The following is a 14528-nucleotide window of genomic DNA, read 5'->3' as shown; positions in this document are numbered from 1 at the left end:
CGCTCCGTAGAGTTGAGGCATGGGGACAGAACTCGCGGCGTCGGTGATCATCCCCTGCCATGGCGCCGACGAGTTCCTGCCGCTCCAGTTGGAGGCACTCGCGCGGCAGGACGGCGCACCCCCCTTTGAAGTCCTGCTCGTCGACAACGGGGCGAACGAAGACCTACCCGGTCTCGCCGATCGATGGCGGGTCCAGCTGCCCAACGTGCGGATCATCGATGCCACGGCCAGGCGGGGTACGGGGTATGCGCGAAACGTCGGAATCGGGGCGGCCCGAGCCCCGTTGCTGCTCTTCTGCGACTGCGACGACGTGGTCATGCCCGAGTGGGTGCGCCTCGGCGTCCTGCAGCTTGGGCGACATCCCGTCTTCTCCGGCGGGGCGGTCCCCGTAACGGATGAACTCTGCCGGCAGGGGTGGAAGGCAGCCGTCGACCACGTGGGTCCTCATGAGGATGTACCCGATGGCCTCCCGCTCAGTGGTACCAGCACCTACCCGATCCTCATGGGGTGCTCGTTCGGCATCACCGCTGAACTGGCCCGACGGCTCGGCGGTTTCGACCTGTCCTTCGGCAGCCAGGGTGAGGACAACGACCTGGCGTTCCGGATTGTGGCCTCCGGGCTCACGCTGCCCGATGCGGGGCCGGTGTGTATCGCTTACCGTTGCCGGATCCGGCCCGACTCGTTCCGGCGTGGGATGAGCATCGCCCGTTCACACGCGCTGCTCTGCGCACGGCACCATGCCTGGGCGTCGAGTCCCGCGTACCAAGGCCACTGGCTACTGCGCCCGCTCCGCACGGTCGCTCTGATTGCAACCGGTCGTCGGCCGCCCCGCTGGCGCGAAGATCTGGGACGCCAGGTGGGTCTCATCCTCGGACGAGTGAGATTCGTCCTGCTGGGTGCGCCTCGGCCCCACCTGGCCATCGGAATAGGGAATGCAGTGAACTAGAGAAAGGATGAACCGTGACACCAGCGCATCGACCTGGGGCCAGTGTCCATCATCCCGCGCTACGACGCCGCCAGAACCATCGACAGCCAGCTGAGTCGCTGGCTGAGACGCGGAATGCTCCGTCGTACGAGGTGATCGCCGTTCTCAACGCCGCACAGACGACATGCGAGGAGGGGTCGAGGCGTCGCACGGAACCCGGCGCCTTCCTCGACGCCGACAATGCCGTCCACCCCGAGTGGCTTCGCGCCCTCGATGACGGACCGCTTCGCTCCATGGCATCGTCTCGGGGAGCCTCGTGCATACGCGAGTGAACCGCCCCGGGGTGATGCGGTGTACGGCATCGGGCCGAACGAGCCTGACCCGGCGCTACGCCCTGACCTACCCCTGCACGACTCGGACACCTTCCGGGACGCTGCCAGGGGAACTCGCAGCCTGGCGTGAGGACTTCCTTCGCGTCGGCGGGTTCGACGCGGCTTTCCAGGGTGGCCTCGAAGGAACCGACACTGTCTACGGTCCATTCAGGCGGGCATCCGAGTCAACACCTGCCAGAAGGCCCGTATCGACTACTGGCTACGGGATATGCCCCACGCCACCCCTCGGCAGCAACGCCCGTTCATGTCGGGCGAGGGTCGCCACGCTCTGAACGAGCCTCAGCGGGCATCTCGGCTCCGCCGAGGGACGTGTTCGCTACCGGGTCCTCAGCGGGTTCCAGCACCCGAACTGCTGCCAGCAAACGAGTACCGGGAGAATCACCCCTCGATGCCCAGCGCCTTCATGGCGTCCTCCCAGGTCCTCCAGGATGTCGCGTCCACGATCACTGCGTGCGGGTTCGGCGCCCAGCCGAGCCCGGGGACGTCGGCACCGTCGAGGAGCGCCCGCCAACGTTGACGAAGCTCATCTCGTTGAAGTGAGGCCTGGTCCCGCCAATGACTTCCAATCTCCTCCGGGCGCCGCGCATCGGCCAACGCTGCCGCCCCCACGGACACCTTTCCCACATACTGCTGGAAGCTGCGCCATGGAAGATGCAACACACGCAACCCGTCCTCCAACAGGCCCGGAATCGCGATCCAGTGGTTCCCCATGCCAATCCACAGACCGGGGAACGTCCTCGCGCACTGCTTGCTGAGCGTTCGGTCAGCCTCCCTGTTGACGCGCAGCCCCGGACCGGGCCCCTCGATCTGTGGAGTGCCCGCCGAGGGAAACCCGTTGTACATGAAGGCGCGATAGCGGTCAGCGCGACCGCTGCGAACAAAGTCGGCAACCGTGCCTCCGGGTGCGAACCAGAACTCGTCCGCATCCATGGGTATCACCCACCCCGCACCCCCACGCCGGGCCAAAGCTGCAAGTCGCGACATCTTCACGTCCTGGAGGTATCTGGGCTCGCTGTCCCGCCCGACGTGGATGGGGAACTGCGTTGCGAGGCACTCAAGAATCGCCAATGTTGCGTCGGTGGACCCGTTGTCCATGATCAGCATCCGGTCACACCCCTGCGAGAAAGCATGCCGGACGAAAGCCTCGATGATGTCAGCCTCGTTCTTCACCATGGCGATCACCCACACCTCATCACGACGCCGGCGACGGCGGGGCACCCCGTCCACCCGCTGACCGCGCCGGACCAGACGCACGTCGCGCCAGAACCGCCGGCTGACCACCCGACTACCCCAGCCCGTGACGTACTCGCGGATGGAGCGAGGAATGATCGATGGAGCCATTCAACAAGGGTAGTGTCCCGCTCAGCAGGCCGCTTGGGTGTCCCGCCCGCCCCAGGTTGCCTCGTCCCCCTCACCGCGTGGGAAGGGCAACCCAAGTGGATTCGGCCACCGTGAGACAATCTCTCAGGGGCAGATGCCTCGTCAGGGTCGAGGAGGCTGAATGGTTGAGCGGTACGCCGCGACTTCGAAGCCGCCTTCCCTCAGCCTGAACCTGATCCGACAGCTCCTCGATCTCTTGGCGCCCAAGGACCGCCTGAAGCTGGGACTATTGGTGATCGCCCAGTTCGTGACCTCGCTGACAGAGGTCGTCGGCATCGCGATGATCCTTCCGCTGGTTCAGTTGATGACCGGTTCCTCGCTCGACGACGGCTACATCGGTGTCCTACACGTCGCTCTCGGGGAGCCTCCGCGCTCTGACTTCATCGTGCTCCTCGGCGCCTTGATTGTCACCGCGTTCTGCCTCAAGGCTGTCTTCGCGCTCGTCGTCTCCTGGCGCGGAAGCGGGTTCACAGCACGCCTTCAGTTCGACACTCAGAAGCACCTCTTCGCCGCGTTCCTGGCCGAGCCCTACGCCCAGCATCGTCGCCGCAACACCTCGGAGGCGATCCGCGCAACCGGCCAGGCCACCTCCGACGCATTCGGCAAGGTGATCGGGGGGCTTCTGAGCGCCACCGCCGCACTCTTGTCCATCGTGGTGATGCTTGCCCTGTTGCTTGCGGTCCTTCCCGTGCCCACGCTGGTGGCCGTGGGCTTCCTTGGCCTCGTCATGGTGCTCATCGACCGAGTCCTCGGGCCTGTGACCCAGCGCGCAAGCCACGCAGCCATGGGCGCAGCGTTCGACAGCTCGAAAGCGCTCCTCGAATCGTTCCAGGGGTTCAGGGAGGTTCGGATGCTCAACAAGGCGGATGTCTTCCTGGATCGCTACGACGGAACGATGTCGACCTCGATCCAATCATTCCGGAAGATTGGCTTCCTCCAGCAACTCCCCAAGTACGTGCTCGAGGTCAGCGTGATCATCGGAATCACGTTGCTCATGGTCGTGCTTGCCGCAACCAACCAGACTTCCGCTATCGGCAGTCTGGCGGTATTCGTCACCGCAGCGATCAAGCTCATGCCGACCGTGTCCGGCCTCAGCAGCACGATCAGTACGATGCGATCAGGAAGCGCTGGCGCTGTCCTGATGCTCGACGCACTGCGTGAGTTCGACACGCACTCCGACTCGGTTTCCGCCGTGCTTCCTGCACCCAAGCGGGGCGACATATCGGTTGAGAACGTGGTATTCACGTTCCCAGATGGCGAGGCCCCAGTGCTTCGCGGCGTCTCGTTGAGCATCCCCACCGCAACGAGCGTCGCATTCTGCGGCACCTCCGGCTCCGGAAAGACCACGCTCGTCGACGTGATACTCGGGCTGCAGACACCGGAGTCCGGTCAGGTCCGCTTTGACGGTCTCCCCATCGCGGATCTTGGCGGCAACTGGCGATCTCGGATCGGGTACATTCCGCAGGACATCTTCCTCCTTGACGACTCCCTTGCCGAGAACATCGCCTTCGGCGAGAGGGGACCTGACCGTGACGACGAGCGGATCCTCGAGTGCATCCGTCTTGCCCAACTCGAGGAGTTCACGTCCTCACTCCCCGATGGGATCTGCACGCAGATCGGCGAGCGCGGGACCCGTCTGAGCGGTGGGCAGCGCCAGCGTGTGGGCATCGCCCGCGCGCTGTACCACCGTCCCGCCGTGCTGGTCATGGATGAGGCCACCTCGGCTCTGGATAACGAGACCGAGGACCAGATCATCCAGACCATCACCTCGCTGGCGGGCGACATGACCGTGATCATGGTGGCTCACCGTCTTTCGACCGTTCGCGGCGTCGACCAGCTGATCTTCATGGAGGAGGGAAGCATCGTCGCGCAGGGCACCTTCGACGAGGTAAGGAAGACCAACAAGCACTTCGACGCCCTTGTTCAGCTCGGCGATCTCTCCCCGGACGAGTCTGTATGATGCGCGCATCCATGGCCCTCGATGTGATCCAGTTCACCCAGCACGGTTTCGGCTGGGGGCCAGTCACCGGGTTGTCGGCGTTGGCAGCTCGGCTGGGTGGAGGTCAGCACCTGCCGATCCCCCTTGCATCCGTGCCACCACGAGGACGCGTGCTCGCAGGTCTGGCGGCCTCGCTCCTCCCCCGCACCGGCCCGAGGCGTGAACGGAGCCTCCTTGTGGTGTGCCCGGTACCCGGTGCGCTCTCGAGTCTTCTCGCTGAGCCCCGCCTGTGGCGGGGATACAACCGCGTCGTCGCCTGGATCATCGACAGCTTCTGGCTCGAGCGCATCCCCAGCGCCCTCCGGCTCCCAGTGCCGCTGAACCAGCTCTACATCACCGGCGCCGACGACCTCAGCCACTGGCGTGCCAGGTGCTCCACGCCGGTCGCCGTTCTGCCTTGGGGCGCCGACGTGCTGGACGCAACCAGCCGCATGGTGAACAAGGGGGTCGATCTTGCCCGAATCGGACGGCAGCCAACTGCCTGGGACGACGATGCCCGCACAACCGCCGCGGCCAGAGAGGCCGGACTGTCATTCAGCCCACGGCCTCCGTTCGGCGACTCCGAGGCCGCGGCTCTCAACAATGCGCACCGGGCCTACTCCAGCGCCCGCGCCGTGCTCGCGTTCGGCAATCTCGCATCACCCAGCAGCTATACACACCCGACTCGCGAGTATCTGACGGGACGATGGACCGATGCTCTGGCGAATGGTTGCCTGGTCGCCGGCATCCCACCCCAGTGCGTTGAAGCGAAGACCCTGCTGCCTGAACAAGCCCTGATCCGCGTCCCCTCAGATAACCTCGCGCTGGGGTTGGAGATCATACGGACTAGGCTCCGGGCCCCCGGGGAGCAAGACACCAACGCGATCCGTCGCTTCGCAGCCGCAAAGCTCGACTGGCGACTGCGCCTCCGGGCCGTCTTCGCGGATGCTGGCATCGAAGCAGGCGCTCTTGAGTCCGAGTTGAACAGCCTCGCCATCTCCATGGCGGCACTGCCTGAGGCCGACCATGAGTGGAGTTGATCAGTTGGCCGCCCTGCGCGGCGCGGTCCTGGATCCCATCCGTCGACGCAGCAAGACTGTTGTCGCAGTCCCCCCAGCAGATGGAATCGGCCTCGGAAATATGCTGGCGTTCTGGTTCTGGGCAGACCCTTCACGCCCCACCCCCCAGCGACGCCTGGTCCGAGCCACCCCCAGCATGGAAGGCTGGCTGCGGCATTTTCCCCGTTTGGGTGAGCTGGTGATCCAGCCGGACCGGATGCGGCTCTCCTACGCCCGAGAAGTGTCGATGTACCAGGGCAGTCCGGACGATGATCGAGCGACCCTGGAGCATTTCATCCGTGAGTACCTGCTCAGCGCCCCGGCCCTGGCGGCGCCTCCAGCCGATGACAGGGCACAACTCACGGTCAACGTGAGGCGCGGCGACTACTACTCGGATCCTCGCTGGCGACCGCTGTACGCATTCGACGTGGCCAGCTATGTCCGAGAGGCCGTCGCCGGAGCCCTGCGTCAAGGCGCGGTGGACAACATCTCGATTGTCTCTGACGATCCTGCATGGTGCCGCACGAACCTCGGCTTCCTCCAAGAGACGGCACCGATCCATCTCCAGGACCCTGCTGACGGACCCGCGGACAACTTCATCCAGCTCTGCCGGGCACGGCGCCTCATCCTGGCAAACTCATCCTTCTCTTACTGGGCCGCCTACATCAGCAACGTTCGGCACGGGGACAACTACGAGCTCACCTGGGCGCCCTGGTTCCACCGTCGCGACCTGCTGGGCGGTCGCGCCTGGCATCTCGACTCACGATGGTCAGTTGTCACCGACATCCCCGGTGGTTGGTGACATGCCCCAACCAGATCCCTCGGCAGCCGTGACGGCGATCATCCCGTTCCACGGTGATCCCCGCGAGACCCTGCCCCTTCTGGACGCTCTGACGGCCCAGACCAGCCCGCCCGGTCAGATCATCGTGTGTGACGACGCATCCCCTGTCCCGTTCCCACCAGGCGCCGGGTACACGGTGGTGCGTCGGGAACACAACGGAGGATTCGGCCGCACGGTCAACACCGCCGCACGCAGGGCCACCGGGAAACTGCTGCTCGTCCTCAACAGTGATCTCTCGATCACCCCGGCCTTTCTGGGAGACCTGCTCGCAGCGGTCGATCCATCGCTTCCGTGTATCGCCAGCCCTGCAGTCCTCGAGGGTGGCAGCCCGGCCTGGACATGTCGCCGATGGCCGACTGCGTCGCACCACACAGTGGCCTGGCTCACCCCACTGGCCAGGTACCGCGAGACGGGATGGTGGCACAGGCGAGTCGGACACGACACCGATGCCCCAAGAGCGCTCCAAGCGACGGCGACGGACTGGCTGATGGGCGCCTGCCTGCTCATCCCACGCCAAACGTTCGAAGCACTCGGGGGCTTCGATGAGCGCTTCTTCATGAACAGCGAGGAGGTCGATCTGCAGCGCCGCGCACACGGTTTCGGCGTCAGCGCGATCTACCTGCCAACGGTCCAGGTCGGCCATGTGGGTGGCGGGTCGTCGGCCCCAGAGCGCAGACGAGGCTGGCTGACCGACTCCTGGTTCCGCTACGCCGCCAAGTGGGGCGGCGCCCGCCGCCTGCTTGTGGCCCTTCGCGCCGCGACGGAAATCAACTTCCTGTGGAACCTCCAGCGGCAGCTCCGCGGCAAGGGCGTGGATGCGCGGTCAACCCGCGCGGCGGAGCTCAAGCTCATCCGTCACGGCTGGCAGACCCGGGCGGGGGAGGCACGATGAAACTGCTCATCCTCTCCCCCTCCTTCCACGGCTACGGCGAATCCCTGGGGCGTGGGTTCGCCGCCGCCGGCTGCGACGTGACGACGCTCCGCTTCGACAGCCTCACATCTGTCCGCGAGAAGGTGGCGAACAAGCTTCTCAGCGAGCTCCCTGAACGCCTCACCGGCACCAGCCAGGTCGTCGACGATCGGGCCAGCGCCCGCATGGTCGAGGCGGTCCTCTCTCAACGACCCGACGCGGTCGTCGTCATCAAGGGTGACCGGCTCTCGGCTCGCGTCAACGAGGCCATCGAGTTCGTCGGAGCCCGCTCGGTGCTGTGGCTCTACGACGAGGTCCGGCGCACCCGGCACACCGAGGAGTCGCTCGACCGGTATCCGCAACTGGTGTCGTATTCACCGCTGGATGCAGCGGCCTTCACCGCCGCGGGCCGTGCCTGCCTCTACGTGCCCAATGCCTTCGACCCGACAATGCAGCCGATGCCGCGTCAGATCGACCGGGTTCTGTTCATCGGCGCCCGTTACGGGCGCCGGGAGCAGTTGATGCTGTCTCTGGCACGGGCCGGCGTCCCGCATCTGGCGGTTGGGCGCGACTGGTCGCACCACCCCTTCGACCGCCTGCGAACGTGGCAGTGGCACCGGCCGGCGGTGGAGGCGGAGCGCGACCTGCATCGCATCGACGGTTACGCCCTCACCGCGGGCGCGCCCGCCGCCATCAATATCCACGGTGACCAGGACGGGTTCACCATGAAGACCTTCGAGGTCCCCGGCGTCGGAGGGGTGCAGCTCGTCGACCGCGACGAGGTCGCCGAGTTCTACGAACCAGGCGAGGAGGTTCTCGTCTTCCACGACGAGGATGAGCTCATCGACCTCAGCCGGCGCCTCATCGCCGATGATCGGTGGGGCGACCGGATCCGCCGCGCAGGGCAGCGCCGCACGCTGGCCGAGCACACGTTCGGGCACCGGGCCAGGGAGGTGCTGAAGCTGTGGGCCTGAGATACACCGACCTGGATTCATGGCGCTCGTGGCAGGCCTCCCGCCGGCGGCTGCACGTCCTCAAGGCCGCACTGACGCCGTCCCGGCCGGCCCCGACTGTTCCCGCCCTGGAGTTCTGGACACGGGGACAGGCTCCCCGGGTGCTCGTCGCCTGCGACTCGACGTCGCCCACGAACCATTACGCGCTGGTGGTGCCGTTCTCGTCACCCGAGGCCCCGGACGCTGTGCTGGCCCATCCGGCCGGGCTGGACCTCGGACTCGAGGCCGACGGCTGGCGACGTGTCCCCCCGCCGACGCTCGACGCTGTAGACACTGTCGTCTCCATCGGGGACCATCTGCAGGTCGGCGCCTGGGCACACGGACTGGCCCTCGCGCGCGGCTGGCGGCAGGTCGTCGTGCAGCACGGACTCCTCACCCCCTTCTCGCCCCCGCCGCCGACTGGGGCCCGCTTCCTCGCCTGGTCGCAGGCCGACGCAGACTACATCCGCGAGGGCCGACCCGACCTGGAACCTGTCGTCGTCGGGTCGCCACTCCTGACCGCGGCCGCGGCCATCCCGGCCCCGCACGTCAGCCGCTTCACCACCCCGGTGTTCCTCGGCCAGCTACACGGCGCGGAGCTGGGCCGCTGGTCCATGACCCGGTCGGTGACCGCCTTCTGGCGGGAGACGGGTGCGACGTACCGGCCGCACCCGCGCGAGGAGGACAAGCTGTCACGCGTCCAGCACACCCTGTGGCGACGCATGGGCATGGCCTTCGACGAGGGTGCGGCGCTCGCCGAGATCGACCGACCTGTAGTCGCGGCGTTCTCGACAGGTGTCCTTGAGGCCGCCACCCGCGGAATCCCCTCGTGGGTGTTCCATCTGAACCCCCCCGCCTGGCTACGGGAGATGTGGGAGCGGTACTCGCTGGCGCGGTGGGGGCAGCCACCGACGTCCCGACCGACACACATGCCCGATGCCATGAAGCGAATCCTCAAGGAGGCAACATGAAGGAGATCCTCGCCCTGATCCCTGCGAGGGGTGGCTCCAAAGGGATCCCACGCAAGAACCTCCGAGACCTCGGCGGCAAGCCGCTGATCGTGTGGACCATCCAGCAGGCGCTCGCGACACCCGGGCTGCGCGTGGTGGTCTCGACGGAGGATGGCGAGATCGCCGAGGTCTCCCGCGCAGCAGGGGCCGAGGTGTTCCTGCGTCCCGCGGAGCTGGCTCAGGACACCACCGCCACCGAGCCTGTGGTGCTGCATGCCATCAGCGTCGCGACGGACGAGGGCCGACGGCCAGGCGCAGTGGTGCTGCTGCAGGCCACTTCCCCGGTGCGGCTACCGGGCACCATCGGTAGAGCCCTCGAACAGTTCAACCGCACCGACGTGGACTCGCTGGTGGGGGTAGTCCCGGTTCCGCCGTTCATCTGGTCCACCGAGGATGACCGTGCCGTCCCACACTGGGACTACGAGCACCGGCTCCGACGCCAGGACATGACCGAGAGGGAGCTCCGCTACCGCGAGACCGGGTCCCTCTACGTGACGCGGACAGAGGTGTACGAGCAGACACGCAACCGCCTCGGGGGCCGCATCGGGGCCTTCGTGATGGAACCGGTGGAGGGGACTGACATCGACTCCTGGGACGATCTTGAGTTGGCGGCTGCGAGGATCCCCCTGGTGTGACGCTGACGACGCGTCACTCGTCGATCTCATCCTCCGCTGGCGCCGAATCCCCGACAATGGTCCAATGCCGCCGGAGGTGATGCGATCGTCCATCCTGTGACCCCCTTGCCCAGAACCACGGTGCAATAACCTCCCTGCCAGGGCGCAAGACGTCTCCGATGTACCCGCCCCAGTAGGAGAAGGTCGAGTTCGGCAGCAGGAGACGCTCGGCTCCGGCGAGGACGGCCAGATCCCGGACCGCGTCACCTTCCGGGTGCTCCACGCTGGCGTAGCGTCTCAACACCGGCCCTATATGTTCCCTCGCCCAGGACTGATCATCAGAGATCACCATGAAGCGTTCCGGGCCGCCATTGCGACGGATCGACTCCTCCACGGCGCGGCTGACGTACGAGATCTGCCCCATGCCGAACTCGGCGCGATACTGCGGGACGCTGTAGTAGTCGCCACGTCTGATGTTCACCACGAAGGCACCACGCAGCGCAGGAGTCCTGGCGATCTCGGACCCCGGCAGCACGTAGCTCTCGATGAAGTCCTGCAGATTGGACGGCTCGAACCACTCCCCCCCACGCTCCTCGGACTCCCACGGCCTAACGCGCCGCGCGGTGAACGGGACCCGGCTGCGGGGTACGCACAGCTCCGCGGCCATTCTGGGAGCGACCCTCTGGAGAATCTCAGCATGCTCCGGATGCAGCAGCAATCGGGCGCCAGTGTGCGCTTCAGCCCACAGTCCCTGATAGAGGAGATTCCCGAGCCGCATCCACGACGGACACCACGCCACCGGCGCCCCGCGCCGCACCAGAGAGAGGATGCGGGCTCTGGCATTGGCCATATCCATGCAGCGATCCTAGGATGAGTCCGCCACTGGGGCCGACGAGTGGGCCTGACCTCCGGCCCAGGCCTTGTTTCCCCGCAGGTCTCCGCGCGTTTCGCCGGCAGTTACGCTGGTGAGGCTGTTATCCGCAGGACCGGAGCCTGAATGATCATCGACCGTCACATCGCCCCCCTGGTCATCGACGAGGGCGAGCCGATCCGTCACGCTCTCGGCAAGATCGACGCCAACCGGTCCCGCATCGTCTTCGTCGTCGACAACCACGGTCACCTCATTGGATCCCTGTCCGACGGTGACATCCGCCGCTGGCTGCTCGCCGATCCGGATGCCTCCCTCTTGTCACCGTGCGGTCGCGCGGCGAACACCCGGTGCGTGCGCGCCGAACTGGAGGCCCCTCACCAGCAGGTGAGCGCGCTCCTGCGCGGCGTCATCACCCACGTACCCCTGCTGGACGCCAAGGGCCGGGTCGTCGCCGTCGCCAGCAACGACCGCCGCACGCTCAACGTCGGCCGCTTCGCCGTGGGCGCCGGAAACCCGGGCCTCCTGATCGCCGAGATCGGCAACAACCACCAGGGCGATGTCGAGCTGGCCAAGCACCTCGTCGACCTTGCCGCCGAGTCCGGTGCCGACGTCGTCAAGTTCCAGCTCCGCGACATGGACGCGCTCTACCGCCAGTCCGGCGCGAACAGCGGTGGAGAGGACCTCGGCGCGCAGTACACGCTGAACCTCCTGGCCAAGTACTCGCTGCCCGCCGAGAGGCTGTTCGAGGTATTCGACCACGCCCGCGAGCGCGACCTCGAGATCATGTGTACCCCGTGGGATCCGCCGAGCGTGCGGGCGCTGGCCGAGTACGGGGTGCCGGCGCTGAAGGTCGCCTCCGCGGACCTGACGAACCACTCCCTGCTGCGCGAGATGTTCGCCACCGGGCTGCCGCTGATCGTGTCGACGGGCATGAGCAGCGAGGCCGAGATCGTCGAGAGCATCAACCTGCTGCGCTCGTCGGCCTCCCCGTTCGCGCTGCTGCACTGCCAGTCGACGTACCCCGCGCCCTTCAAGGACATCAACCTCCGCTATCTCCCGCGCCTGGCTGAGCTGTCCGGCGGCCCCGTCGGCTACTCCGGGCACGAGCGCGGCTTCCACATCCCACTTGCCGCGGTGGCGATGGGCGCCAGCATCATCGAGAAGCACTTCACGATCGACCGCGACCTCGAGGGCAACGACCACAAGGTCTCGCTCCTGCCCGGCGAGTTCCGGCAGATGGTCTCGCGCATCCGCGAGCTGGAGGAGGCCCTCGGCAGCGGAGAGCCCCGCGTCGTGTCCACCGGCGAGGCGATGAACCGCGTCAACCTGGCGAAGTCGCTGGTCGCCGCTCGCCGCATCGAGCCCGGACACCTCATCGAGACGGCCGACGTGGAGGTCCGCTCCCCCGGCCGCGGGCTGCAGCCGAACCGGCTGCCCGAACTGCTCGGCCGCACCGCCGGCCGCACGCTCGAGCCAGGCGACTTCTTCTTCCCGACCGACCTCACCGACGCGTCGCAGGGTGGCCGTCCCTATCAGTTCCGTCGACCGTGGGGCCTGCCGGTGCGCTGGCACGACTTCGCCGGCCTGATGGAGGGCACCAACCCGGACTTCCTCGAGTTCCACCTCTCCTACAAGGACCTTGAGGTGGACATCGACGAGGTGTTCCCGCACCGTCTCGACCTGGGGTTCACCGTCCATCTCCCCGACCTCTACGCGGGCGACTTCATCGTCAACATCGCCAGCGAGGACGACGCGATCTGGAGCCGATCGATCGCCGAGCTGCAGCGCGTCATCGACCTGACCCGACGTCTCACCAACCACTTCACGCTCGACGAGGCACCCGTGGTGATCGCCACCATGGGCGGATTCACCAGCGATGGCTTCGTGGACCCCTCGAAGCGGCCCGAGATGTATGCGCGGGTCGCACAGGCCCTCGAGCGGGTCGATGCAAGCGATGTCCGGCTCACCGCGCAGACGCTGCCGCCGTACCCATGGTTGATGGGCGGGCAGCAGTACCACAATCTGTTCATGGGCCTCGAGGACACCGTCGACTTCTGCGAGCAGTACGGGCACCGCCTGACGCTGGACATCTCGCATTCGAAGCTGGCCGCCAACTTCCACCGCCGCTCCTTCTCGGAGTACATCGAGAAGCTGGCCCCCCTGACGGATCACCTGCACCTCGTGGACGCCGAGGGCGTCGACGGCGAGGGTCCGCAGATCGGTGAGGGCGAGGTCGACTGGCCGCTGCTGGCCCGGCAGCTGGACGAGCTGAGCCCCGGCGTCGGCTTCATCCCCGAGATCTGGATGGGCCACACCGACGGAGGCGCGGGTTTCTGGCTGGCGCTCGAGCGCCTGGAGAAGTGGTTCTGAGCATGGCCGGCGCGCTCTCCACCGCCCCTCGACAAACGGGCCTGCGCAGCGCGTTCCAAGACGCGATGGCCGGCACAGGGCAGATCCAGCCGTTGGTGTTCGGCATCGCCACCTTCCTGCCTGTCCGCGGCCTCGGACCGGTGGTGCCATTCCTGGGGGATCTGCCGATCAACACGATCGCTGCCGCGTGCCTCGTGGTCCTCGGCCTCACCCACCACCCGACCCGCAAGCTGAACCGACCATTGCTCACCGTGGTAGGCGCGCTGCTCGTCGGGTGGCTCCTCGTCGTGACCATCGGGGCCAGTCAGTTCGCCCAGGTCCGTCGGATGGGCACCATCGTCCTGCTGTTCAGCATCGTCTGGGTCATCAGCACAGGGCGGATCGACCTGCGATCCGTGAGCCGCGGCACCATGGCCGGGCTCCTGCTCTGGCTAGGCGTCAGCATCGTTCTGCTGCCGGTCTCCGACTACGCAGGGCGACTGACGGGGGTGATGGGGGACCCCAACGGCGTGGGATCCGTCCTCCTGGCCCTGGGGCTGGCCTCGCTCCAGTGGTATCGGCCAGGTAGGACGCGCCTCCTGCTCCTGGCACTGCTGTCATTCGGGGTCATGTTGACCTGGTCGCGCACCAGCATCTTCGCGCTCGGGATGGCGGTCATCTGGGCACTCGTCGGGCGTCATCTGGGGCGGATCCTCACGGTCATCGCTGCCGTGGGGTCGTACTTCCTGTACCACTTCGCAACCACTCTCATGGAAGCCCGCGGCTGGTTCGTCGACCGAGAAGGTTCGGACGAGCTGCGTGACCGCCTTGCCCAGGCAACCCAGGTCCTGATCGATGGCTCAGGCTGGTCGGGGTACGGACTGGGGTCGGCCCAGGTCGATGTCGGAGGGGGCTTCATCATGTGGTTCCACAACAGCTACGACGCGATGCGGGCCGAGGGTGGCCTGATCGCCATCGGCCTGCTCGCTCTTCTTCTTGCACTGTTGTTCCTCGGCATCCACCTCGTGCCCAAAGACTCCCGGCCGACGTGGGCCGAGGCCGCCGTCATCGCCGGGCTCATCTGCGCCATCAACATCGGCTACTCCCTGACGCAGCCCGCGCTCGCGGTGGCGATCGGCATCTACCTCGCTCACTGGATCCGGGCCCGCGACGCCGCCCCGCCGCAACCTACCGAGGTCACGGCGTGA

The 14528-nt window shown here is 66.8% G+C and carries 12 protein-coding genes; 10 read left to right on the top strand and 2 right to left on the bottom strand.

The window, feature by feature from the left end; all coding sequences use genetic code 11:
• The first annotated feature begins 19 nt into the window (after window positions 1-19).
• Window positions 20-946, top strand: a complete 927-nt coding sequence (locus KDB89_RS00250; RefSeq protein ID WP_219082328.1) for a glycosyltransferase family 2 protein — start codon at window positions 20-22, stop codon at window positions 944-946.
• A gap of 749 nt (window positions 947-1695) precedes the next feature.
• Here the strand turns inward: KDB89_RS00250 and KDB89_RS00245 are convergent.
• The gene (locus KDB89_RS00245; protein WP_219082327.1) at window positions 1696-2658 is read right to left on the bottom strand and encodes a glycosyltransferase family 2 protein; all 963 of its coding nucleotides are present in this window, start codon (window positions 2656-2658) and stop codon (window positions 1696-1698) included.
• A 160-nt stretch (window positions 2659-2818) separates the two neighbouring features.
• Here KDB89_RS00245 and KDB89_RS00240 point away from each other — a divergent pair, with 160 nt between their 5' ends.
• The 7 genes from KDB89_RS00240 to KDB89_RS00210 all read left to right on the top strand — a co-directional run bounded on the left by KDB89_RS00240 (window position 2819) and on the right by KDB89_RS00210 (window position 10121).
• Entirely contained in the window at window positions 2819-4657 is a 1839-nt protein-coding gene (locus KDB89_RS00240) for an ABC transporter ATP-binding protein (protein ID WP_219082325.1), read from the top strand.
• A gap of 11 nt (window positions 4658-4668) precedes the next feature.
• Complete coding sequence (locus tag KDB89_RS00235) at window positions 4669-5715, top strand: hypothetical protein (protein ID WP_219082323.1); 1047 nt, start codon at window positions 4669-4671, stop codon at window positions 5713-5715.
• Window positions 5716-5890: 175 nt separating this feature from the next.
• Complete coding sequence (locus KDB89_RS00230) at window positions 5891-6535, top strand: alpha-1,2-fucosyltransferase (RefSeq protein WP_219082321.1); 645 nt, start codon at window positions 5891-5893, stop codon at window positions 6533-6535.
• Between the two features lies 1 nt (window position 6536).
• Entirely contained in the window at window positions 6537-7466 is a 930-nt protein-coding gene (locus tag KDB89_RS00225) for a glycosyltransferase family 2 protein (RefSeq protein ID WP_219082319.1), read from the top strand.
• Complete coding sequence (locus KDB89_RS00220) at window positions 7463-8458, top strand: CgeB family protein (RefSeq protein ID WP_219082317.1); 996 nt, start codon at window positions 7463-7465, stop codon at window positions 8456-8458. The genes KDB89_RS00225 and KDB89_RS00220 overlap by 4 nt, the downstream gene beginning before the upstream one ends.
• The gene (locus KDB89_RS00215) at window positions 8449-9447 is read left to right on the top strand and encodes a prephenate dehydrogenase (protein WP_219082315.1); all 999 of its coding nucleotides are present in this window, start codon (window positions 8449-8451) and stop codon (window positions 9445-9447) included. Before KDB89_RS00220 ends, KDB89_RS00215 begins: the two co-directional genes overlap by 10 nt.
• Window positions 9444-10121, top strand: coding sequence for an acylneuraminate cytidylyltransferase family protein (locus KDB89_RS00210; RefSeq protein ID WP_219082313.1), 678 nt, complete (start codon window positions 9444-9446; stop codon window positions 10119-10121). The genes KDB89_RS00215 and KDB89_RS00210 overlap by 4 nt, the downstream gene beginning before the upstream one ends.
• 13 nt (window positions 10122-10134) lie before the next feature.
• On the opposite strand, the gene KDB89_RS00205 is transcribed toward KDB89_RS00210, so the two are convergent.
• Window positions 10135-10956, bottom strand: coding sequence for an alpha-1,2-fucosyltransferase (locus KDB89_RS00205; RefSeq protein ID WP_219082312.1), 822 nt, complete (start codon window positions 10954-10956; stop codon window positions 10135-10137).
• A gap of 141 nt (window positions 10957-11097) precedes the next feature.
• Here KDB89_RS00205 and KDB89_RS00200 point away from each other — a divergent pair, with 141 nt between their 5' ends.
• Together KDB89_RS00200 and KDB89_RS00195 are read left to right on the top strand one after the other, a co-directional pair.
• Window positions 11098-13341, top strand: coding sequence for an N-acetylneuraminate synthase family protein (locus tag KDB89_RS00200; RefSeq protein ID WP_219082310.1), 2244 nt, complete (start codon window positions 11098-11100; stop codon window positions 13339-13341).
• Window positions 13342-13406: 65 nt separating this feature from the next.
• Entirely contained in the window at window positions 13407-14528 is a 1122-nt protein-coding gene (locus KDB89_RS00195; protein ID WP_219082308.1) for a hypothetical protein, read from the top strand.

Origin of the sequence: Tessaracoccus palaemonis (genome assembly GCF_019316905.1) — a bacterium.
Classification (GTDB): domain Bacteria; phylum Actinomycetota; class Actinomycetes; order Propionibacteriales; family Propionibacteriaceae; genus Arachnia; species Arachnia palaemonis.
Note: the sequence above shows the minus strand (reverse complement) of the source record. Positions and strands in the feature narration are given on the sequence as shown.

Coding starts and splice junctions, on each gene's coding strand:
- KDB89_RS00250 (WP_219082328.1), top strand. CDS start 20: ATGGGGACAGAACTCGCGGCGTCGGTGATCATCCCCTGCCATGGCGCC.
- KDB89_RS00245 (WP_219082327.1), bottom strand. CDS start 2,658: ATGGCTCCATCGATCATTCCTCGCTCCATCCGCGAGTACGTCACGGGC.
- KDB89_RS00240 (WP_219082325.1), top strand. CDS start 2,819: ATGGTTGAGCGGTACGCCGCGACTTCGAAGCCGCCTTCCCTCAGCCTG.
- KDB89_RS00235 (WP_219082323.1), top strand. CDS start 4,669: ATGGCCCTCGATGTGATCCAGTTCACCCAGCACGGTTTCGGCTGGGGG.
- KDB89_RS00230 (WP_219082321.1), top strand. CDS start 5,891: ATGGAAGGCTGGCTGCGGCATTTTCCCCGTTTGGGTGAGCTGGTGATC.
- KDB89_RS00225 (WP_219082319.1), top strand. CDS start 6,537: ATGCCCCAACCAGATCCCTCGGCAGCCGTGACGGCGATCATCCCGTTC.
- KDB89_RS00220 (WP_219082317.1), top strand. CDS start 7,463: ATGAAACTGCTCATCCTCTCCCCCTCCTTCCACGGCTACGGCGAATCC.
- KDB89_RS00210 (WP_219082313.1), top strand. CDS start 9,444: ATGAAGGAGATCCTCGCCCTGATCCCTGCGAGGGGTGGCTCCAAAGGG.
- KDB89_RS00205 (WP_219082312.1), bottom strand. CDS start 10,956: ATGGATATGGCCAATGCCAGAGCCCGCATCCTCTCTCTGGTGCGGCGC.
- KDB89_RS00200 (WP_219082310.1), top strand. CDS start 11,098: ATGATCATCGACCGTCACATCGCCCCCCTGGTCATCGACGAGGGCGAG.
- KDB89_RS00195 (WP_219082308.1), top strand. CDS start 13,407: ATGGCCGGCACAGGGCAGATCCAGCCGTTGGTGTTCGGCATCGCCACC.